This is a genomic window from Dietzia sp. NPDC055877 (assembly GCF_053615975.1).
This window is the reverse complement of sequence record NZ_JBSHCV010000025.1, coordinates 1-18,423: the sequence shown is the minus strand read 5'-3', so window position 1 is coordinate 18,423 and position 18,423 is coordinate 1. Positions and strand designations below refer to the sequence as shown.

At 70.8% G+C, this 18,423-nt stretch carries 22 protein-coding genes; 16 read left to right on the top strand and 6 right to left on the bottom strand.

Annotation, left to right across the window (positions count from 1 at the left end; translation table 11 throughout):
* Positions 1–29 precede the first annotated feature (29 nt).
* Positions 30–1,088, bottom strand: a complete 1,059-nt coding sequence (locus ACWGLC_RS16790) for an NAD(P)-dependent alcohol dehydrogenase (RefSeq protein WP_452100930.1) — start codon at positions 1,086–1,088, stop codon at positions 30–32.
* Between the two features lie 209 nt (positions 1,089–1,297).
* On the opposite strand from ACWGLC_RS16790, the gene ACWGLC_RS16785 reads away from it, so the two are divergent.
* From ACWGLC_RS16785 to ACWGLC_RS16775, 3 genes are all read left to right on the top strand, one after another.
* Positions 1,298–2,941, top strand: a complete 1,644-nt coding sequence (locus ACWGLC_RS16785) for an AMP-binding protein (RefSeq protein ID WP_452100928.1) — start codon at positions 1,298–1,300, stop codon at positions 2,939–2,941.
* A gap of 77 nt (positions 2,942–3,018) precedes the next feature.
* Positions 3,019–3,399, top strand: a complete 381-nt coding sequence (locus tag ACWGLC_RS16780; protein WP_452100927.1) for a DoxX family protein — start codon at positions 3,019–3,021, stop codon at positions 3,397–3,399.
* Positions 3,396–3,851: a hypothetical protein gene (locus ACWGLC_RS16775; protein WP_452100926.1), complete on the top strand. Its 456-nt coding sequence runs from the start codon at positions 3,396–3,398 to the stop codon at positions 3,849–3,851. Before ACWGLC_RS16780 ends, ACWGLC_RS16775 begins: the two co-directional genes overlap by 4 nt.
* 3 nt (positions 3,852–3,854) lie before the next feature.
* Here ACWGLC_RS16775 and add read toward each other — a convergent pair whose 3' ends face one another.
* A complete protein-coding gene (gene add, locus ACWGLC_RS16770; protein WP_452100925.1) occupies positions 3,855–4,826 on the bottom strand; it encodes an adenosine deaminase in 972 nt (323 codons plus the stop codon).
* Positions 4,823–6,292, bottom strand: a complete 1,470-nt coding sequence (locus ACWGLC_RS16765) for an alanine/glycine:cation symporter family protein (protein WP_452100924.1) — start codon at positions 6,290–6,292, stop codon at positions 4,823–4,825. The genes add and ACWGLC_RS16765 overlap by 4 nt, the downstream gene beginning before the upstream one ends.
* An 89-nt stretch (positions 6,293–6,381) precedes the next feature.
* Here ACWGLC_RS16765 and ACWGLC_RS16760 point away from each other — a divergent pair, with 89 nt between their 5' ends.
* Entirely contained in the window at positions 6,382–7,302 is a 921-nt protein-coding gene (locus ACWGLC_RS16760) for a patatin-like phospholipase family protein (RefSeq protein WP_452100923.1), read from the top strand.
* On the opposite strand, the gene ACWGLC_RS16755 is transcribed toward ACWGLC_RS16760, so the two are convergent.
* Positions 7,299–7,493: a hypothetical protein gene (locus ACWGLC_RS16755; RefSeq protein ID WP_452100922.1), complete on the bottom strand. Its 195-nt coding sequence runs from the start codon at positions 7,491–7,493 to the stop codon at positions 7,299–7,301. The two genes, ACWGLC_RS16760 and ACWGLC_RS16755, sit on opposite strands and share 4 nt — an antisense overlap.
* A 114-nt stretch (positions 7,494–7,607) precedes the next feature.
* On the opposite strand from ACWGLC_RS16755, the gene ACWGLC_RS16750 reads away from it, so the two are divergent.
* Genes ACWGLC_RS16750 through ACWGLC_RS16740 form a run of 3 tightly spaced genes read left to right on the top strand, consistent with a single transcriptional unit; the run spans position 7,608 to position 10,944 of the window.
* Entirely contained in the window at positions 7,608–9,302 is a 1,695-nt protein-coding gene (locus tag ACWGLC_RS16750) for a nitrite/sulfite reductase (protein ID WP_452100921.1), read from the top strand.
* Positions 9,299–10,081: a phosphoadenylyl-sulfate reductase gene (locus ACWGLC_RS16745; RefSeq protein WP_452100920.1), complete on the top strand. Its 783-nt coding sequence runs from the start codon at positions 9,299–9,301 to the stop codon at positions 10,079–10,081. The genes ACWGLC_RS16750 and ACWGLC_RS16745 overlap by 4 nt, the downstream gene beginning before the upstream one ends.
* Positions 10,078–10,944, top strand: coding sequence for an NAD(P)-dependent oxidoreductase (locus ACWGLC_RS16740; protein ID WP_452100919.1), 867 nt, complete (start codon positions 10,078–10,080; stop codon positions 10,942–10,944). Before ACWGLC_RS16745 ends, ACWGLC_RS16740 begins: the two co-directional genes overlap by 4 nt.
* Here the strand turns inward: ACWGLC_RS16740 and ACWGLC_RS16735 are convergent.
* On the bottom strand, positions 10,941–11,762 hold the full coding sequence (locus tag ACWGLC_RS16735; protein WP_452100918.1) for a lysophospholipid acyltransferase family protein: 822 nt from the start codon (positions 11,760–11,762) through the stop codon (positions 10,941–10,943). The two genes, ACWGLC_RS16740 and ACWGLC_RS16735, sit on opposite strands and share 4 nt — an antisense overlap.
* Before the next feature lie 24 nt (positions 11,763–11,786).
* On the opposite strand from ACWGLC_RS16735, the gene ACWGLC_RS16730 reads away from it, so the two are divergent.
* From ACWGLC_RS16730 to thpR, 8 genes are all read left to right on the top strand, one after another.
* Positions 11,787–12,485 carry a sirohydrochlorin chelatase gene (locus ACWGLC_RS16730; protein ID WP_452100917.1) on the top strand — a complete coding sequence of 233 codons (699 nt, stop codon included), beginning with the start codon at positions 11,787–11,789 and terminating at the stop codon, positions 12,483–12,485.
* Between the two features lie 151 nt (positions 12,486–12,636).
* Positions 12,637–12,975, top strand: coding sequence for a histone-like nucleoid-structuring protein Lsr2 (locus ACWGLC_RS16725; protein ID WP_230930936.1), 339 nt, complete (start codon positions 12,637–12,639; stop codon positions 12,973–12,975).
* A 216-nt stretch (positions 12,976–13,191) separates the two neighbouring features.
* Positions 13,192–13,881, top strand: coding sequence for a TetR/AcrR family transcriptional regulator (locus ACWGLC_RS16720; RefSeq protein WP_452100916.1), 690 nt, complete (start codon positions 13,192–13,194; stop codon positions 13,879–13,881).
* 5 nt (positions 13,882–13,886) lie between these two features.
* Entirely contained in the window at positions 13,887–14,780 is an 894-nt protein-coding gene (locus ACWGLC_RS16715; protein ID WP_452100915.1) for an acyl-CoA thioesterase domain-containing protein, read from the top strand.
* The gene (locus ACWGLC_RS16710) at positions 14,777–15,550 is read left to right on the top strand and encodes a maleylpyruvate isomerase family mycothiol-dependent enzyme (protein ID WP_452100914.1); all 774 of its coding nucleotides are present in this window, start codon (positions 14,777–14,779) and stop codon (positions 15,548–15,550) included. Before ACWGLC_RS16715 ends, ACWGLC_RS16710 begins: the two co-directional genes overlap by 4 nt.
* Positions 15,550–15,969 carry a CrcB family protein gene (locus ACWGLC_RS16705; protein WP_452100913.1) on the top strand — a complete coding sequence of 140 codons (420 nt, stop codon included), beginning with the start codon at positions 15,550–15,552 and terminating at the stop codon, positions 15,967–15,969. Before ACWGLC_RS16710 ends, ACWGLC_RS16705 begins: the two co-directional genes overlap by 1 nt.
* Positions 15,966–16,355 (top strand): fluoride efflux transporter CrcB, encoded by a 390-nt coding sequence (gene crcB, locus ACWGLC_RS16700; protein WP_452100912.1) that lies wholly within the window; start codon positions 15,966–15,968, stop codon positions 16,353–16,355. The genes ACWGLC_RS16705 and crcB overlap by 4 nt, the downstream gene beginning before the upstream one ends.
* A 29-nt stretch (positions 16,356–16,384) precedes the next feature.
* Positions 16,385–17,008 (top strand): RNA 2',3'-cyclic phosphodiesterase, encoded by a 624-nt coding sequence (thpR, locus tag ACWGLC_RS16695; RefSeq protein ID WP_452100911.1) that lies wholly within the window; start codon positions 16,385–16,387, stop codon positions 17,006–17,008.
* Here the strand turns inward: thpR and ACWGLC_RS16690 are convergent.
* On the bottom strand, positions 16,966–17,685 hold the full coding sequence (locus ACWGLC_RS16690; protein ID WP_452100910.1) for a hypothetical protein: 720 nt from the start codon (positions 17,683–17,685) through the stop codon (positions 16,966–16,968). The two genes, thpR and ACWGLC_RS16690, sit on opposite strands and share 43 nt — an antisense overlap.
* Before the next feature lie 25 nt (positions 17,686–17,710).
* On the opposite strand from ACWGLC_RS16690, the gene ACWGLC_RS16685 reads away from it, so the two are divergent.
* On the top strand, positions 17,711–18,340 hold the full coding sequence (locus ACWGLC_RS16685; RefSeq protein WP_452100909.1) for a nucleosidase: 630 nt from the start codon (positions 17,711–17,713) through the stop codon (positions 18,338–18,340).
* Positions 18,341–18,423: the final 83 nt, after the last annotated feature.

The window sequence follows — 18,423 nt, the reverse complement described above, 5'->3', positions numbered from 1 at the left end:
GGACTGGCCTCAACCTCTCGGCGCGGTGGTCAAAAAGTCTTGGCGTCGATCACGAAGCGGTAGCGCACGTCCGAGCGGACCACGCGGTCGTAGGCCTCGTTGATCTTGTCGGCCGCGATCAACTCGATCTCGGCGGTGATCCCGTGCTCGCCGCAGAAGTCGAGCATCTCCTGGGTCTCGGGGATGCCGCCGATCATGGACCCCGTGAGGATCTTGCGCCCTCCGGTCACCGACCCCGCGCGCAGCGACATCGGCTCGCTCGGGATCCCGATCTCCACCATCGCTCCGCGGGGCTTGAGCGTGCGCATGAACTGGTCGAGCGGCAGCTGAGCGGACACCGTGTTGAGGATGACGTCGAAGGTGCCGATCAGGTTGCGCAGGTTCTGCTTGCCCTCGTCGCCGGCGGTCGCGTAGTGCTCGACGGCGCCGAAGCGCAGCGAATCGTCCCGCTTGGAGGTTGTCTGCGACAGGACGGTGACCTCGGCGCCCATCGCCACGGCGATCTGCACGCCCACGTGCCCGAGGCCGCCCATCCCGACCACCGCGACCTTCGAACCCGGGCCGACGTTCCACTGTCGTAGCGGCGAGTACATGGTGATGCCCGCGCACAGGAGCGGCGTGGCGGCGGCCGGATCGAGACCGTCGGGGACGGAGACGACCATGCGCTCCTCTACCACGATGTGCGTCGAGTACCCGCCCTGCGTGGAGGCGCCTTCCACTGAGTCCTCGGGCAGCGGGGAGCCGTAGGTCATGACGGCCCCGCGCTCGCATTCCTGCTCCTGGCCGGCTTCGCACGAGGAGCACTCGTGGCAGGCACCCACCATGCAGCCGACGCCCACGCGGTCGCCGACCGAGTGCCGGGTGACCTCCGAGCCGACCTCGCGGACGATGCCGACGATCTCGTGACCGGGCGTCGTCGGGTACATGGTTCGCCCCCACTCGCCGCGCGCGTGGTGGATGTCCGAGTGGCAGATGCCGGAGTACTCGATCTCGATGAGCACGTCGTCCGGGCCGGTGTCCCGCCTGTGGATCGTGGTCTTCTCCAGAGGCTTGTCCGGTGCGATCGCGGTGACGGCGGCGACGTCCATGTGAATCTCCCGTAGCTCGAGGCAGGTGCTCTCGCCCACAGTAGTTACTGACGTGACACACCTGCAGCCGCCCCGGTCGGGGCCGGTGGGCGCGGGTCAGCCTCCGGGGGCACCTGAGTCGCCAAGGGTAGGTGAGCCAGAGATTGCTGACACCCGTCAGGCGCCTGTCTATGATGTGGGTCACACCCCTCCGCCAGCGAAGGATCCCCATGGCCGACACCGTCCGCGAACAGCTCCTCCGTCACGCCGAGTCCGACCGGACGGCGATCCACTTCGAGGACCTCGAGATCAGCTGGCGCGACTACCTCCGCGGTGCGGGCAAGCGGGCGGGCGTGATCACCGAGGTTCTCGACGGGACCCGTCTCGACAACGCGCAGCCGGACTCGGCCCGCCCCCGCCACGTCGGCACGCTGCTCGAGAACACTCCGGAGATGCTCTACGCGTTGGCCGCCGGCGCACTCGGCGGCTACGTCACGGTGGGTATCAACGCCACCCGCCGCGGAGACGGGCTGGCCCGGGACATCCGGAAGTCAGACTGCCAGGTGATCCTCACGGATTCGCAGCTCAAGCCGCTGCTGGACGGGCTGGACCTGGGCGACGTGAGCGTGATCGACACCGACTCCGACGAGTGGGTCGCGCTCGTGGAGGCCGCATCCCCGCCGGAGAACCCGCCCACGGTCGAGGCCGGTGACCCGTTCATGCTCATCTTCACCTCCGGAACCTCGGGCGCGCCCAAGGCCGTGCGGGTCGGGAACTTCACGGTCACCATGTCCGGCGAGTCGCTCGCGTCGACCTTCGAGCTCACGGCCGACGACGTGCTGTACGTGTCCATGCCGCTGTTCCACTCCAACGCCATCATGAGCGGCTTCTCGCCCGCGATCGCCGTGGGCGCCACCATGGTGCTCGCGCGCCGGTTCAGCGCGACCCGGTTCGGCGACGACATCCGCCGCTACGGCGTGACCTACATGAACTACGTGGGCAAACCGCTCGCGTACATCCTGGACACCCCGCCGCGGCCCGACGACGCCGAGACCACCCTGCGCGCCGCCTTCGGCAACGAGGCCGCCCCCAAGGACATCCCGGCCTTCGCGAAGCGGTTCGGCTGCACCGTCAAGGACGGGTACGGCTCGACCGAACTCGCGATCATCATCGTCCGCACCGAGCACTCACCGCTGGAGTCCATCGGGGAACCGTTCCCGGGGGTCGCCGTGTACGACCCCGTCACCGGGGTCGAGTGTCCCCGGGCGATGTACGACGACGACGGCGCCGTGACCAATCTCGACGAGTGTGTCGGCGAACTCGTCAACACGGAGGGCGCCGGCTTCTTCGCGGGCTATTACAACGACGCCGGCGCCACCGACGACCGCCTGCGCGACGGCATGTACTGGTCCGGTGACCTGGCCTACCGCGATCAGGATGGCTTCGTCTACATGGCCGGCCGGAGCAGCGACTGGCTGCGCGTGGACGGCGAGAACCTGGCCACCGGCATCGTCGAGGAGATCCTCCTGCGTCACCCGGCGGTCTCCCGCGTCGCGGTCTACGGGCTGCCCGACCCGCGCGGGACGGGCGACCAGTTGGCGGCGGCGATCGTTCCGCGACACGACGCCCGGATCGACCCGGCCGGGTTCGAGGAGTTCCTCGCCGCCCAGGCCGACCTGTCGCCCAAGGCGTGGCCGCGCTGGGTCCGGGTCGCCGACGAGCTGCCCACCACGGCGACCAACAAGATCCTCAAGCGCGAGCTGATCACCCAGGGCGTGGGCGGCGCAGCGGTCGACGGGAGCCAGCCCGACACCTGGTGGGAGCGCGAGGAGCGCGGAACGGCGTACGCCGAGCTCGCGGCCACGCGGGCGTGACGGGACCGGCACTGCTGGGCGCGCAGCTCCCGACCCGGACGGTGCCGCGTCGGGGCCCCTGGACGTAGTCTCTGCGCATGAGATACGCCACCTCCAAGACGGTCCGCTACTGGGCGATGCCCGCCGCTCTCGGCACGATGGGCGTGCTGCATTTCGTGGCACCCAAGCCGTTCGACGGGCTGATCCCGCCCGAGCTGCCCGGCAGTCGCCGGGCTTGGACGTACGGCTCCGGTGTGGTCGAGCTCGCAGTGGCCGGGCTGCTGGCGAACCGCGACACGCGCGCGCTCGGTGGCGCGGCCGCAACGGCCCTGTTCGTGGGCGTGTTCCCCGGCAACCTGCAGATGGCGCGGGAGTGGCGGGGTAAGCCGGTCTGGCCGTACCAGGTGATCGCGTGGGGGCGGCTGCCGCTGCAGATCCCGATGATCATGGCCGCCGACAAGATCCGCCGCGACGCGTGAGCGACCCCGGCGTGGGCGGGCGCCGGGGCCCCGGCGTGGGTCTGGTCCTGGCGGCGGCGGGCTCGGCGCTCCTGGTCGTCGGGCTGGCCGTGGTGATCCTCCTGCTGGTGCGCGGGCCGGCCGGGGACGGGGCCGAAACGGTCGCCACGCCGACGTCGGGGGCCGCCACGACGAGCGTCGTGGACGGGCCGCCGGGCGTCATCGAGGAGTGCAGCGACTCCGGTGAGGCAGTCCTGCCCAGATCGGGTCGGGGAACTGAGGCCACCAGCTGCGCGTTCGCCGTCGCGGTCCGCAACGCCTACTTCCGCACCGCCCGCCCGGGGGATCCCGCGATGGTCGAGGCGGACAGCCCGACGACCGGCCAGAGCTACGAGATGGGCTGTATCGACAACCACAACAACGGCGGCATCATCTGCCGCGGGGGTGACAACGCGGTGGTCTACCTGTACTGAGTGTCAGGCCAGCCGCGCGAGGGCGTCGCGCTTGATCTCGTCCGGCGCGAACGACGCCTCGACCGACGACCGTGCGCACTCGGCGAGATGTGCCGACGCGATCCCCATCCGCTCCTCGGCGAGCACGTACTCGTCCACCACGTCCACGCCGAACAGCAGCGGGTCGTCGGCGCCGATCGAGCACCGCACGCCCGCCTCCAGCAGGGTCGGCAGCGGGTGCTGCTCCAGCGAGGGGTACACGCCCAGGATGACGTTCGAGGTCGGGCACACGTCCAGGCAGGTCCCGGTCTCGGCGAGCAGGGCGAGCACCCACGGGTCCTCGACGGCCCGCACCCCGTGCTGGATGCGGTCCACGCCCAGCTCGACCGCCGCCCGTACCTCCTCGGGGCCGGCCAGTTCGCCGACGTGCGGCACCACCCCGAGCCCGGCGTCGCGCGCGATCGCGAACGCCTCCGCCGCCGCGGTCACCGAGCTGTCGCGCTCGTCGTTCACCAATCCCACGGCCACCACGCCACGGTCGGCGAAGCGTGCGGCCAGGCGGGCGCCGGCGAGTGCGTGATCCGGCCCGGCGCCACGGTCGATGCTGACGATCGCCCCGGTCCAGACACCGTGCCGACGCCCCGCCTCGGCGGCCGCGGGCAGGATGAACTCCAGCGCCTCCTCGGCCGTGGCGAACGCCGCCGACTTCTCGGGGATCGACGCGTACTCGAGCGCCACCACGCCCTGCGCGGCGGCGTCGGCCACCACCTCGTCGAGCAGCCGCCCGACCCGCTCGGGCGTGTGCAGTAGCTCGATCAGCACACCGTAGGCGTCGAGGAACCGCGTGAAGTCGCTGAACTCGACCAAAGGCGGCACCGCGATACCGTCCTCGGAACACCACTGCCACAGCGTCGCCTCGCGCATGGCGGCCTCGAGGTGGACGTGTAGGTGCGCCTTCGGCAGCGCGACGTAGTGGTTCCGGGAGGGATCGGTCATCCTTCGTCCCGGAGCCCCCGTGCGTCGTCGGCGACGTCCTGGTGGGTGAGGGGATCGGAACCGTCCCAGCAGGAGATGTTCTTGGCCTGAGGCAGATCGTCGCGATGGAAGACCGGGTTGTGGCCGGCCGCCTTCTGCTTGAGGTAGTGGTGCAGAAGTGTCACCGCCAGGCCGCCGAGCGGGAGAATCGCCACCAGGTTGATGGTGGCCATGAAGCCCATGAACAGGTCGGCCAGACCCCACACCAGATCCACGGAACCGAGTGATCCTCCGATCACCGCGAGCAGCACGAGGAACCGGAATGCGGTGATGGTGCGCGGGCTCTCGCGCAGGAAGTTGATGTTGGCCTCGCCGTAGTACGAGTTCCCGAGGATCGAGGAGAAGGCGAGGAAGAAGATCACCACCATCAGGAACGGCACGCCCCAGTCACCGACCTGGGTGGCCAATGCGTCCTGGGTCAACGTGATGCCTTCCCTGTCGCCCCCGAACTCGGGATCGGACAGCAGGATGATGAACGCGGTGGCCGAGCACACCACGAGCGTGTCGAAGTAGACGCCGAGGGACTGGACGAGGCCCTGCTTGACGGGGTGGGAGACCGAGGCGGTGGCCGCGGCGTTGGGGACCGAGCCCATGCCGGCCTCGTTGGAGAAGAGGCCGCGCCTCATGCCCTGCATGATCGCCGCGCCGATGGTCGCGCCGGCGACCTCTCTGAAGCCGAGCGCCTGGCCGACGATGAGGCCGATCATGTCGGGGACCTCAGTGATGTTGATGGCGACGACGACGAGCGCCACAATGATGTAGGCCACGGCCATGACCGGGACGATAATCTCGGTGACCGCGGACAGGCGGCGGATTCCGCCGAAGATGACCAGACCGGTGACCAGGGCCAGTCCGATGCCGATGAGCAGGCTCGCGGATGTGCCGCTGAGGCCGAACTGGTTCTGGACGGATTCGGAGATCGAGTTGGCCTGTACGGCGTTGAACACGAATCCGTAGGTGATCGTGATGATCACGGCGAAGGCCACGGCCAGCGGCTTCCAGCCCAGCCCGTCCCGGATGTAGTAGGCCGGGCCGCCGATGTACGAATCCCTGCCCTTCACCTTGTAGAGCTGACCCAGGGTCGACTCGATGAACGCCGTGGCGCCGCCGAGGATCGCGATCAGCCACATCCAGAAGACGGCGCCCGGGCCGCCCACCGTGATCGCGATGGCGACCCCCGCGACGTTGCCGGTGCCCACGCGAGAGGCCGCCGAGATGGTGAAGGCTCGAAATGCCGAGATGCCCTTCTTGCCCGATTCGATGTCGGCCGGTTTCTCCGTGATGGTCCGGAGCATCTCGGGGAACATCCGGATCTGCACGATCAAGGTGGTGGCCGAGAAGTACAGGCCGGCGACGAGCAGGAGCGCGATGACGCCGTACCAGTAGATGTCGTTGACATTCGCGACGAGGTCGGTGAGGTGGGTCACGAATCGACACTAACGGATGGTTCGCCGCGATATCTCGGGTCCGCACCCGCTTGTGGGGAGGAGAGCGCGACGGCACGTAACCTGGGCGGGTGGCTGAAGTCGAAGCGAGCGTCGGTGGTGACAGTGACCTGGCGCCCACCGCGCCGGAGGTCGCCCTGCTCTTCGAGGGTGGCGGCATGCGTGCTGTGCACACCGCCGGCGTGGTGGAGACGCTCATCGAGGCCGAGATCCACGCCGGGCTCGTGGCGGGCATCTCGGCGGGCTCCACACACCTGGCCAACTACCTGTCGCGGGACGCGGTGCGGGCGCGCAAGAGCTTCGTGGAGCTCGCCGGGGACCCCAACTTCGGCAACTGGCGCAGCTTCGCCCGGGGCAAGGGGCTGTTCAACGCCGAGTACATCTACGAGCAGACCGGTCTGCCGGACCAGGTCCTGCCGTTCGACTTCGACACCTTCGCGGCCAGCGGCACCGCCGCGCGGATCGGGACGTTCCGGTGCTCCGACGGCGAGACGCTGTTCTGGACCGAGGACGACGCCGCCACGATGCCGGAGTTGATGAAGATGGTGCGATCGTCCTCGACCATGCCGGTGTGGATGCCACCGGTCCTCATCGACGGCGAGTACTACGTGGACGGCGCGCTGGGGCACGACGGCGGCGTTCCGCTGTCCGCCGCCCGCGACGCCGGGTACGAGAAGTTCCTGGTGGTGCTCACCCAGCCGGAGGGCTTCCGCAAGGTGCCGCCCCGTCGTCTGACGCCGTTCTATCGGTCGTACTTCCGCCGGTTCCCCGCCGTGGGCGAGGCGCTGTTGCATCGGTGGGCGCTCTACAACGAGACGCTGGACGAGATCGACGCGCTCGAGGAGGCGGGGCAGGCCGTGGTCTTCCGCCCGGAGCAGGTGAAGATCCGCAGTTACGAGCGCAAGGTCGACCGCCTCGCCGAGGCGTACACCCTGGGCAGGGAGCAGGCTCGGCGAGAGGTCGACCTGTGGCGGGAGTTCTGCGGGCTCTAGGAACCGAAGAGCTCCGCGCCCCCGGCGAGGGTCCGCAGGATATATGCCGGCAGGTAGAGGAATCCGTCGATCGCGGCGGAGCCGAACGGCCCCGGGGTGATTCGTGCGGACCCGCTCGCGAGGCCGTCCCAGAAGTCAGAGAACATCACGTGTCCTTCCACGTTGTGCCCACCCTGTGTGGGCTGCGTCACACATCGTCCTCCGGTGCGGGCTTCGTGTCCACCGGGCGCACGAACGGGCCGGTCGCTGACACTTAGGCTTGCCTCAATAGACAGACTGGTCTGTTCTCAATTATGGTCGCGGGCATGACCGACACCGCCGCCCCGTCTCGCCCCGCTCGTCCTGCGCGCGCTCCCAAGCCCAAGGGTCAGTGGAAGATCGACGGCAAGCTCACCCTGAACCACAACGAGGAGTTCAAGGCCGAGGACGACGCGCTCAACGTCAAGCAGCGCATCCTCGACGTCTACTCGCGTGAGGGGTTCGCCTCGATCCCCTCGGACGATCTGTCCGGCCGGTTCCGCTGGATGGGCCTGTACACCCAGCGCAAGCAGGGCATCTCGGGGGCACGGACCTCGAAGCTCGAAGCCGACGAGCTGCAGGACGAGTACTTCATGATGCGTGTCCGCATCGACGGTGGCGCACTGACGACCGATCAGCTGCGCGTCGTCGCCGGCGTCTCGACCGAGTTCGCCCGCAACACCGCGGACATCTCCGACCGGCAGAACGTCCAGTACCACTGGATCCGGATCGAGGACATCCCGGAGATCTGGCGGCGTTTCGACGAGGTCGGCCTGACCACCATGGAGGCGTGCGGCGACTGCCCGCGCGTCGTGCTGGGCAGCCCGGTCGCCGGCATCGCGGCCGACGAGATCATCGATCCGACGCCGGCGATCGAGGAGATCAAGGCCAGGTACATCGGCAGCCCCGAGTTCTCCAACCTGCCGCGCAAGTACAAGTCGGCGTTCACCGGCCACCCGAGCCTGGACGTGGTCCACGAGATCAACGACATCGCGTTTGTCGGAGTGGTCCACCCCGAGCTGGGCGCCGGTTACGACCTGTGGGTCGGCGGCGGCCTGTCGACCAACCCGCAGCTCGCCCAGCGGCTCGGCGCCTTCGTCCGGCCCGAGGAGGCCGTCGAGGTCTGGCACGGCGTCACCAGCGTGTTCCGTGATTACGGCTACCGCGCCCAGCGCACCCGCAACCGCCTGAAGTTCCTCATCAAGGACTGGGGCGTGGAGAAGTTCCGCCAGGTCCTCGAGGACGAGTACCTCGGTCGCGCGCTCAACGATGGACCGGCCCCCGCCAAGGCCACCGCCCCCGGCGACCACATCGGCGTGTTCGAGCAGAAGGACGGCCGCTACTTCGTGGGCGCCACCACGACCGTCGGCCGCGCCGGCGGCGACGTGCTCACCAAGGTGGCCGACCTCGCCGAGGCCGCCGGGTCGCAGCGCATCCGCTTCACGCCGCACCAGGGCGTCATCGTCCTGGACGTCGAGGAGGACAAGGTCGAGGAGCTCATCGAGGGACTCGCCGCGGTCAACCTGCACGCCCGCCCCAGCTCGTTCCGCCGCTGGACCATGGCCTGCACCGGCATCGAGTACTGCAAGCTCGCCTTCGTCGACACCAAGGACTCGGCCACCGAGCTCGTCGCCGAGCTGGAGAGGCGCTTCGCGGGTGACGCCCCGCTGGAGACGCCGTTGTCGATCCACCTCAACGGCTGCCCCAACAGCTGCGCCCGCATCCAGACCGCCGACATCGGACTGAAGGGCCAGCTGCTCGACGGCGACACCCCGGGCTTCCAGGTCCACCTCGGCGGCGGCCTGGCCGCGAGCCACCGCGAGGAGGGTGGCCTCGGCCGCACCGTCCGCGGCCTGCGAGTGAAGACCTCGGACCTGGCCGACTACGTCGAGCGTGTCATCCGTAAGTACGTCGAGTCCGGTGAGTCCGGCGAGACCTTCGCCGAGTGGGCACACCGGGTGGATGAGGAGGTCCTCGTATGACCGCAGTGGGCCTGGAACTGCTGCCCCGCAGCACAGTGCTGACCCCCGGCCCCGGCCGGAAGCGCAGCGCCGACGAGCTCAAGGCGATCGCCGAGGAGGCCGCGCGCCGCTTCGACGACCGCGGGCTCTACGGCAACCACACCGAGATCGATCCGGCCGAGGTCCTGGCCTGGGCCGGCGAGACCTTCGGTGACGCCCTGGCCGTGGCCTGCTCCATGGCCAACACGGTCGTGCCGGAGATGACCGCGCCCCACGCCCCCGGCGTGGACGTGCTGTTCCTCGACACCGGCTACCACTTCTCGGAGACCGTCGGCGTCCGAGACGCACTGGCGGCCACGCCGGGTCTCAATGTGGTGGACGTCCGCAGCCCGGCGAGCATCGCCGAGCACGAGGCCGTCCTGGGCGACAGGCCGTTCGAGACCGACCCCGAACTGTGCTGCCGCCTGCGCAAGGTCGAGCCGCTCGACGCCGCGCTGTCCGGCTACGAGGCCTGGATCACCGGCGTCCGCCGCGTCGACACCGATCACCGCGCCGGCGCGGGCATCGTCGAGTGGGACGCCAAGCACGGGATGGTCAAGATCAACCCGCTGGTCGCGTGGACGCTCGAGCGCGTCCACAACTACGCGGACGAGCACGGCTGCCTACTCAACCCGCTGCTCGACGACGGCTACCCGTCGATCGGCTGCGAACCGTGCACCCACCGCGTCGAGGCCGGCGCGGACCCGCGTTCGGGCCGGTGGGCGGGCTCGTCCAAGACCGAGTGCGGAATCCACCTGTGACCGCCGCTCTCGCTGCACTCACGGCCGCGCCCGCTCCCGCCCCGGCCCTGGACGGACTCCCGCTCACCGTCGGGCTGGCCGGCCGCGAGGTGCTGCTCGTCGGCGCCGGGCCGGTGTCTGCCCGGCGGGCGCGGACGTTCCTCGAGGCCGGCGCCCACCTCCGGGTGGTCGCGCCGGCCATCGCGCCCGAGATGGCGGACGTGATGGCGGGCGCGGGCGACGGCGTCGTCGTCGTTGTCAGGTCCTTCATCCCCGCCGACCTGGACACGCCCTGGATGGTGCACGTCGCCACCGGCGATGCTCAGGTCGACGCGGAGATCGCGGCGCGGTGCGAGGCGCGGCGCATCTGGTGCGTGACCGCCGGCGACGCCGCGCTCGGCTCGGTGCGGGTACCCGCGCGCACCGCGGTCGCGACCCCGGCCGGGCTGGTGCGTATCGCCGTCGACTCGGGCGATCCGCGCCGGTCGGTGCGGGTCGGCCGGCACGTCGCCCGCTCCCTGGCCACCGCGCCCGCAGGGCTGCGCGCCCGCCGCCGCCCCGAGGCCGGCTGGGTGGCGCTCGTCGGAGGCTGCGGCGACGGCGACCTCCTCACCGTCCGCGCGCGTCGCCTGGTCCACGCCGCGGACGTGCTGGTCGTGGACGGTGTCGCTGACGTGGGCCTGGTGTCGGAGCTCGACGACGACGTCGAGGTGGTCGAGGCCGGCCCCGGACTGCCCGCCGCCCGGGTGGCCGACCTGATCGCGGCTCGACGCGCAGCCGGTCACGGGGTGGTTCGGATCGTCGCGGCGCCGACGCTCGCGGCGGCGGCCCGGGACCTCGAGGACGCCGGGGTCGAGTTCCAGCTCGTGCCCGGCGTGGTCTAGGCCCAGGCGGTGGTGAGCGCCGCGTCGATCCCGTCCCGGACGGCCGCGCGCACCTCGTTGACGGTGGGGGCCGCCCCCGGGCCCCACGTGATGACCGGGCCCGCTGCGGCCACGGCCCGTCGCGGCGGCACCCTCGCGTGCTCGCGGCCGTGGTAGGCGAGCCCCACCGGCAGCACCGCGACCGGGGCCCCGGCCGTGCAGACCCCCTCCACCATCAGGCCCACGCCCTTCTTGACCGAGTCGAGCCGCAGCGTGCGCAGGTCGTCGGCGGAGGAGTTGGTGCCCTCGACGAAGGTCAGCACCACCCCGCCCTCGACGATCCGGCTCACACACACGTCGATCAGGCGGGCCGCGGCACCGTCATAGATCTCGGACGCCGTCCCCTCGTAGTTCTTCGCGCGAAACACCGGGATTGTGCCGGTGTACTCGAACAGCGGCCGCAGCGGGCTCCGGAAGAGCGGGTCCTTGGTCAGGCCGGTGCCGGCGCACAGGAACCGGATCCGCTTGTCGAACAGGCTGGCGGCCAGCACCATCGGGTCCTGCTTGGACGGATGGTTGACGGCCACCAGCACGCCCACTCCCGCCCGGTGGAGGCGGTGGAGCTCGGCGACGGTCTCCTCGGGGATGCGAACCCGGGGACGGTATATCGCGTCGATCACCCGCAGGAGCGGATATGTGAACCAGTCGCGCCGACGGCCGGGGCCGTAGAAATCGTAGACGGCGTCGTAGTTGGCCACGGTCACCTCGGGCCGTGGCGGCCGCCGTGTCCCGTCGGTGCCCATGCCCACCAGTCTCGCCCAGCGGATGCGGAACTGCATACGGATTGCGGCATGCTCGGAGGTATGACGACGCGACCCCGCCTCCTGCTGGTGGCGCACGGGACCCGTTCGGCGACCGGCCGTAGGGTGGTGGGCCGACTCCTGCTCGAGTCCCGCAAGCAACTCGACGGGGTGGATTGCCGGCTGGCCTGGGTCGACGTCCAGGCGCCCGGCCCGTCGCGGGTGTTGGCCGACGGAGTGCCGGCGGTCGTGGTCCCGGTCTTCCTGGCCCGCGGGTTCCATGTCACGCACGATGTCGCACAGGCCTGCCGGAACGCGCCGGGGCCGGTCGTCCAGACCCCGCACCTGGGCGACGAACCGGAGGTCGTGCGCGCGGTCGTGCAGCGCCTCGCCGAGGCCGGCGCGGTGGGGGCCTTCGGCGCGGACGCGGTGGTGCTGGGCGCGGCCGGGAGCCGGGACGAGTCGTCGCTGGCGGAGACCCGGGAGCTGGCGCAGACCCTGACCCGGCTTCTCGGCGTTCCGGTGACGGCGGCGTTCGCGTCGACCGCGACCCCCACCGTGGCCGACGCGGTGGCCGCGTACCGGGCGGACGGGCACACGAGAGTGGCGGTGGCGACGCACCTCCTGGCTCCGGGTTTCTTCGCGGACCGAATCGCCTCGGCCGGCGGGGACCTCACCTCGGAACCGCTCGGGGCGCACCCGGAGATCGTCGAGTTGATCGTCCGGAGATATCGGGAGTTCTCCGCACAACTGGCCCGGTGAATTGTCCCGGTAATCCCGGCCACAATCCGGGCGCGCATATCCCGGTATTGCCACGTCAATGAGATCTGCATTGAATTAGTAAGGTGCATTCGGTGATGGGTGGGTGCATAATGACCTCCCGAAGAGGGAAATCGGGCTAGGGGAGTGTGAGATGGCGCAGCAATTTCAGGTTCAGTACATCGATGATCTGGACGGATCGGATCTCGGAAGTGTGGCCAACACCATTTCGTTCGCATTCGATGGCAGGGAGTACTCCATCGATTTGAGCGATGAGAACGCCGATAAGTTCCGCGAGGTCATGGCGCCTTATGTCGAGAATGGCCATCGGGTGACCGGGACCAAGGCCAAGCCGGCGCGGAAGTCGGCCTCGCGTTCGTCCTCCGGCGAGACCAAGGCCATTCGGGAATGGGCCCGTAGCAACGGATACGACGTATCCGACCGCGGCCGTATCCCCGCCGACATCATGGATGCCTACGCTGCCGCCAACTGAACGCCGGAACGACGGGCCCGCACCTTCCGAGAGGAAGTGCGGGCCCGCGGTCTTTTCCGGCCGAGATGATCACATCGCCACAGACCAAACGGTGTTTTTCGGACCATGCTCCACCTCCGTGATAGCGGCGGGACAACAGCGTGATGACGCAGCCGTCGACCGACACGCCACGGTGCTATGACGCGATTTCGTCGTCGTCGTCGTAATCTCTCCCGGGTGACCCCCGCCTCGACCCGCGCCAGCCGCGACACCGCACCCGCCTCCACTCACGCGCAGTACGACGCCGCGCTGCGGCGGGGAATTCTCGATGAGGCCATGCACCGGCTCCGCGACGGGGGACCGGAGAGCCTGGGGCTGCGGCCGCTCGCGTCGTCGCAGGGCACGTCGACCACCGCGATCTACACGATGTTCGGCGGCAAGGCCGGGCTCCTCGCGGCGGTCGCCCACGAGGCCGACCGGCAGCTCGCCGAGGAACTGCGCGGATCCCTGCGCCACGACAGCGTGGAGGGCGACATGCGGTCGTTGTGCCGCGCCTACCGGCACTGGGCGCTCGAGAACCAGGGTCTATACGGGTTGGTTGTGGGCGAGCCGGTGCGTTCTCCGCGGCCGGGCGTCGGGGGAGGAGCGGGTGACGCCGGCGCCGCCGCCGACCAGCAGTGGCGTGAGCCGCTACTCGAAGTGGTTGACGCGCTGGTCGACGAGGGCGTGTTCCGGACCGCTGATGTGCACGAGACCGCCACCGCGATCTGGGCGTCGCTGCACGGTGTGGTGTCGCTCGAGCTGAGTGTTTGGCGCGACTCGCCGAGCGCCGAGCAGTACTTCGAGACCCAGCTCGCGGCCATCCTCCGGTCGTGGGCGGCGGGCGGTGCCGGCGAGTCGCGGCTGCGGTCGTCGGTGGCGGGGTGAGCGACGTGGCCGACAGGAGCGAGTTCGCCTTCTTCACACTTGGGGAGGGCGGCGCCTACGTCCCCACCCGCTACGCTCGCAGCGCCTGGTCGGAAGGACTGCTCAACGGGCCGTCGGTGGTGGCGGCCGCGGCGCGGTCACTCGAGATCGAGCACGGCGTCGAGGGCTTCCAGCCGTCGCGGCTGACCGTCGACCTGTTCGCCCAGGTGCGGTTCGAGCCCATGACCGTCCGCACCGAGACGGTGCGCAGCGGCAACCGCATCGTGGTGTCGGACGCGTTCGTGGAGCAGGGCGGCAAGACCGTCGCGCGCGCGACGCTCGTGCAGTTGCGCCGGGGCGAGCAGCCGCCGGGCGAGGTGTGGCTCTCGGGCCGGGAAATGGGCCCGCCGCCGGGAGTGGAGAGCGTGACGCTGGGCGCCGGGACCCGCGCATGGTTCGGCAGCGACGGGGCCGAGGAACCGTGGAGCCCCTCGATGGGCCCCCACCAGGGCGCGGGCCGCAAGCGGTTCTGGATCCATCCCCTTGATGTGGTCTCGGGGCAGGACGCGACGCCGTTCCAACGGGCCGTCACCACCGGTGAGTCCACGAGCCTCATGGCGCACTGGGGGACCGAGGGGATCGGCTTCATCAACGCCGACCTCACCGTGGCGTTGGCCCGGCTACCGCGCAGCGGCGACATCGGGATCGAGGCCGACGAGCACATCAGCGACTCCGGGGTCGCCGTGGGCACGGCGACCCTGTTCGACCGCGACGGCATGTTCGGCACCGGCACGGTGGTGGCGGTCTCCAACGCGGGCCGTCAGATCGACTTCTCCAAGCGCGGCCTGGTCAAGGGCCGGAGCGACGGCGGATCGGGTCCCGGCTCGGGAGCGGACCCGGAGAAGGGAACGCGGGTATGAGCACGGACCTGAGCCGCGAGCGGCTGTTGGACGCGATCGAGGCGCAGGCCGGGCTGGTCCGGTTCGCGCTGGAAGGTGCAGGCGGTGAGGGCGCCGACCTGTCCTCGCCCGTCGCGGCGTGCCCCGGCTGGACGGTGCACGAACTGGTGGCCCACCTGGGGACCGCCAACTGGTGGGGCGGCGCCAACGTCCGCGAGGCGAACCCCGAAGTGCGGGCCCGGGGAATGCGCGCGGTGATGGAGTCCGCGCCGGCGGCCACCGAGGGCGCGGATGCGCTCGCCCGGTGGTACGCCGGGCTCGCGGAGGGCGCCATCGAGACCTACGCCGAGACCGAGCCGGACGCGCCGGTCTGGACCTTCGCCGGCCCCGGCCGCGCGGACTACTGGCTGCGCCGGCAGCTGCACGAGACGGCGGTCCATCGCTGGGACCTCGAATGCGCGCTGTCGGGCGAGGCGGGCACGACGCCGCTGATGGACGACGTCGCCCTCGACACCATCGACGAGTTCTGCACCGCGCTGCGCCCGATCATGTCCGCCGCGCTGCCGCCGCTGCCGGTGACGATCCGCGTACGCGCCGGTGAGCGCGAGTGGGTGCTACCGGGTGCCGAGGGTGAGGACGGTCAGGCCGCGCCCGAGGTCGAGCTGACCGGCCCGCCCGAGACGCTGGCTCTACTGCTGTGGGGGCGCGTGGGGCCGGACGCGGAGGGCCTGGAGGTCACCGGCGACCGCGGTGGCCTAGACGCCGCCCTGGAGGCCGGGCTCTCGATCTGATGCGCGCGGCCGTGCCGGCACTGCTGCTTGTCGCCCTCGGCGGGGCGGCCGGATCGGCGGGGCGCGCCGCGGTCACCCTCGCCCTCCCCGAGACACCGCTCGCCGCGACGCTGCTGGTCAACGTGGTGGGGGCGTTCGTGTTGGCCGCGCTGGTGGCGGTGCTGGACGCGGCGGGGCCACGACGACGAGACCGTCAGCGCCGGGCCCGGCTACTCCTCGGCACCGGCCTGTGCGGAGGGTTCACGACCTACTCGGCGGTCGCGCTCCAGACGGCCGAACTCGTACGGGACTCGGCGCCTCTCACCGCGGCCGGGTACGCGCTGGCCACGCTCGTGCTCGGGGCACTGGCCTCGCTCGCCGGGCTCGCCGCGGCCGGGCTGGCCGTGGGGCGGCGTGACGCGGCGGAGCCGAACGCATGAGCGCCGCGGTGCTCGTCGGCTGGGCCGCGCTCGGCGGCGGGGTGGGCGCGGCCGCCCGCTACGCGGTGGACGAGTGGGTGACCGCCCGCTGGCGCCGTGCCTTCCCCCTGGGGATCTTCCTGGTCAACGTCACCGGCTCGCTGCTGCTCGGTGTGCTGGTGGGGCTCACTACGCCCTCGGTCGCGTCCGCCGCCGCGCCCGCCGGGTGGGTGGCGCTGGTCGGCACCGGCGTCCTGGGCGGGTACACGACGTTCTCCACCGCGAGCCTGGATGCGGTGCGTCTGGCCTTGGCCGGCCGGGGCGTCACCGCGCTCGCCTACGCGGTGGGCACCGTGCTGGCCACGATCTGCGCCGCGTTGCTGGGGTTGTGGCTCGGCGGGTTGTAAACCGCGTCTCGGTGGGCCACGGTAGGGGCATGGGGCATCGGATGTTCGTGGCGGTGCTGCCGCCGGAGGAGGTCCGCGAGCAGCTCGAGCGGTTCCTCGAGCCTCGGCCTGGTCTGACGTGGACCCCGCCGTCGCAGTGGCACCTCACCCTGACCTTCTGCCCGGATGTGGACGACTGGAGGCTCGACGAACTCACTGAGCGTCTCGGCGCCGTGGCGCGCAAGCACGAGCCGTTCCGCCTGCGGCTGGCCGGGGCCGGAGCCTTCCCTTCGGTGGAGGGGGCCAAGGTGCTGTGGGCCGGCGTCGACCAGCCTGAACACAAGCCGCTCCACGCTCTCGCCGCCGGCGCGCGATCGGCCGCGAACGCCTCGGGCTGTGTGCCGGACGGTGCTCGGTTCAGGCCGCACCTCACCCTGGCCAGGCTGGGCGGCCGCGACGACGCCACCGCCTGGCTGCGTGTACTCGACACGTTCGGCAGCACCGACTGGGAGGTCACCGAGATCGCGCTCGTCGACTCGTTCCTCGGCGAGGGACCCCGCGGCCGGGCCCGCCACGAGGTGGTGGCACGGCTACCTCTCGGTCCCGAGGATCATCGCTGGTGGGCCAGGCCTCACAGGGCAGCGCACTGCCCCTCGCGCTCGCCGGCGACCTGATTGCCGCCGCCGGTCGGGACGTGGGCGTTGTCCTCGCACTCGAGATCGCCGCCGATGGTGTTGCCCTCGAAGCGCTGCGGGCCGGAATTCTGTTCCGACTCCAGGCTGCCGCCGATGCGGACGTTCTCGACGACCGCCTCGCCGCCCTTGTCGAGCTCGATCGACCCGGACACCTCACCACCGCTGACAAGGACGAACGCGTGCCCCTCGGCTTCGACGTCCTCCGCCACGCGAACTCCCCGCAGCTCCAGGCGGCCGTCGTGCTGGACGTCCAGGTCGCCGTTGACTGTGAGATCGGACAGCAGGCAGGTCTGTCCGCTCCGGACGACGACGTCACCGATGATGTCCTGGCCGGTCCGGTCGGTGTCGCAGTTCGCGGGGTCGAAGCCGTCGGTGGCAGGCGCGTTCCCGGTCTGGGTGTTCTTGGTCGGGGTGCTCCCGGTCGGAGCGGTCACGGTCGCGGTGACAGTCTGTTGCCGGGCATCGGTGGCCTGGTCGGACGCCTGGTCGTTCGAGCCGGAGGCGCAGCCGGCCGACACGAGCAGTGCGGTCACCGGCAGCGCCAGCAGGGCTCTGCGGTGTGCGGCCCGGGTGGCGCCGGGTCGGCTGATACTGGGGCGGGGATTGGCGGACATCATCTCGATCACCTCGGGGCTCGGCGGGGGCTCGGTGGCCATCTGGCAGCAGGCTAGCGTGGACGCCGTGGAACTCATAGGCACTGTTGACCCGGCACATCCACTCGTCGTCGTGGCTCTCGAGCAGGAGGCCCGGCACTTCGTCACCGACTTCCCGGTCCTGGTGACGGGCGTCGGCAAGGTGCGGGCGGCATTGGCGGTCGCCACCGCCCTCGGCGGCGGCGCGCGCCCCCGCGAGCTGGTCAACGTCGGGACCGCCGGCGGCCTGCACCCCGGGATGGAGGGGACGCACGAGATCGCCACCGTCTTCCAGCACGACTTCGACGACCCGGCCCTCCACGCCGTCACCGGTCGGCATGACGGGCCGCCCCTGGAACTGTCCGCGGTCAGCGCGGTTGTCCCGGCGCCGCGATCGCTGCTGCCGTCGTCTCCCGGCGGCACGACCGCGCCGGTGCTAGCGACCGGCGACCGCTTCGTGGCGGGCGGGCCGCTGCGGGATCGGCTCGTCGCGATCGCCGACCTGGTCGACATGGAGGGTTACGCCGTCGCGGCGGCTGGCGCGGCCCTCGGGGTGCCGACGCGACTGGTCAAGTACGTGTCCGATCCGGCCGACGAAGGCGCCGGTGACACGTGGGTCGAAGGCGTCGACGCGTGTGCGCGCGTGCTGGCTGAATGGGTCGGAACGCGGCTCTCATAGCGCCCTCCTCCGCCCCGGCGGCCGATTGGATTCGAACACTTGCGCGATAGTGGGACGGCGGGTACGGTCGTACATACGTTCTA

Bases quoted from the DNA above. Each gene is read 5' to 3' on its own strand.
- ACWGLC_RS16790 (WP_452100930.1), bottom strand. From the start codon at position 1,088: ATGGACGTCGCCGCCGTCACCGCGATCGCACCGGACAAGCCTCTGGAG.
- ACWGLC_RS16785 (WP_452100928.1), top strand. From the start codon at position 1,298: ATGGCCGACACCGTCCGCGAACAGCTCCTCCGTCACGCCGAGTCCGAC.
- ACWGLC_RS16780 (WP_452100927.1), top strand. From the start codon at position 3,019: ATGAGATACGCCACCTCCAAGACGGTCCGCTACTGGGCGATGCCCGCC.
- add (WP_452100925.1), bottom strand. From the start codon at position 4,826: ATGACCGATCCCTCCCGGAACCACTACGTCGCGCTGCCGAAGGCGCAC.
- ACWGLC_RS16750 (WP_452100921.1), top strand. From the start codon at position 7,608: ATGACCGACACCGCCGCCCCGTCTCGCCCCGCTCGTCCTGCGCGCGCT.
- ACWGLC_RS16745 (WP_452100920.1), top strand. From the start codon at position 9,299: ATGACCGCAGTGGGCCTGGAACTGCTGCCCCGCAGCACAGTGCTGACC.
- ACWGLC_RS16735 (WP_452100918.1), bottom strand. From the start codon at position 11,762: ATGCAGTTCCGCATCCGCTGGGCGAGACTGGTGGGCATGGGCACCGAC.
- ACWGLC_RS16730 (WP_452100917.1), top strand. From the start codon at position 11,787: ATGACGACGCGACCCCGCCTCCTGCTGGTGGCGCACGGGACCCGTTCG.
- ACWGLC_RS16725 (WP_230930936.1), top strand. From the start codon at position 12,637: ATGGCGCAGCAATTTCAGGTTCAGTACATCGATGATCTGGACGGATCG.
- ACWGLC_RS16710 (WP_452100914.1), top strand. From the start codon at position 14,777: ATGAGCACGGACCTGAGCCGCGAGCGGCTGTTGGACGCGATCGAGGCG.
- ACWGLC_RS16705 (WP_452100913.1), top strand. From the start codon at position 15,550: ATGCGCGCGGCCGTGCCGGCACTGCTGCTTGTCGCCCTCGGCGGGGCG.
- crcB (WP_452100912.1), top strand. From the start codon at position 15,966: ATGAGCGCCGCGGTGCTCGTCGGCTGGGCCGCGCTCGGCGGCGGGGTG.
- thpR (WP_452100911.1), top strand. From the start codon at position 16,385: ATGGGGCATCGGATGTTCGTGGCGGTGCTGCCGCCGGAGGAGGTCCGC.
- ACWGLC_RS16690 (WP_452100910.1), bottom strand. From the start codon at position 17,685: ATGGCCACCGAGCCCCCGCCGAGCCCCGAGGTGATCGAGATGATGTCC.